The sequence below is a fragment of the Vibrio sp. 1288 genome (assembly GCF_033344475.1).
In genome coordinates this window covers 1-1,060 of sequence record NZ_JAWPOX010000148.1, presented here as the reverse complement: position 1 = coordinate 1,060, position 1,060 = coordinate 1, and the positions used below count along the sequence as shown (strand labels likewise).

Below are 1,060 nucleotides of genomic sequence, written 5' to 3'. Positions count from 1 at the left end.
TGATGCCTCTGTGTGATGATGTGCCGCTCTTTGCTGAAAGAGTGAGCGGGAGTGAGTATGTTGTACGGAGTGCCTAGTGTATGCGAGGATTTTTCATCCAACAAACTGGACATTTATCCAGTGTCTAAATACCATTGATAAAGATATAAAACATAGGCTAACTCGCTATTATGCAATGGATTCTTGAGCATCAATCTCTCATTCTTTCTTCTCTTTTTGCCGCGACAGCGAGCGGTGTCGCCGTGGGTTGGTGGGTAAAGCAGCGCTTTATTACCCAGACTCAACTACTCGAACAGCAGTTGGTGTCAGAAAAACAGCTTCACCAACAACAGCTTGAACAAGTAAAGCAAAGCCTTGCCGATGCGCAGCAAGAGTTGGATGAACTCGACAACGAGCGCGATAAAGCGGCCTTTGAAGTGCGCCAATCACACGGCAAGTTGATGGCGGCCATGGAGAAATTGCGTTACTTCGAAGCCGTCAAACAAGAACGTCAGCAGTATTTTGATGAGCTGGGCCAAATGCGTGAACAAAAATCCCGTTTGGAAACGCAGCTTCGTGAGCAGCAGGCGCGCCACGAGCAAATGAATCAGGCTAATGCGGAAAAACTGCAAATTTTAGAGCAGGCCGAAGTGCGTCTGAAACAACAGTTTGAGCACCTTGCCAATCAACTGTTTGAAGAGAAAACCGCGAAAGTCGATTTGCAAAACCGTCAAAGTTTAGAAGGGTTGTTGTCACCGTTAAAAGAGCAGTTAGAAGGTTTCAAAAAGCAAGTCAACGACAGCTTTAGCCAAGAAGCTAAAGAGCGTCATACGTTGGTGCATGAGCTGAAAAATCTGCAACGCCTCAATGAACAAATGACTCGAGAAGCCGTGAACCTGACCCAAGCGCTCAAAGGCGATAACAAACAGCAAGGTAACTGGGGTGAAGTGGTGTTGGCGCGCGTTTTAGCCGAATCGGGGCTGCGCGAAGGGCACGAGTACGAAACGCAAGTGAACCTACAGAGCGAAGCGGGTAAGCGTTACCAACCGGATGTGATTGTGCATTTGCCACAAAACAAGCA

Annotated in this window: 1 protein-coding gene; it reads left to right on the top strand. The window is 47.6% G+C overall.

The features are described from left to right. Nucleotides 1-170 precede the first annotated feature (170 nt). A partial coding sequence (rmuC, locus tag R8O11_RS25230; RefSeq protein WP_318194612.1) for a DNA recombination protein RmuC occupies nucleotides 171-1,060 on the top strand: 890 nt, incomplete at its 3' end.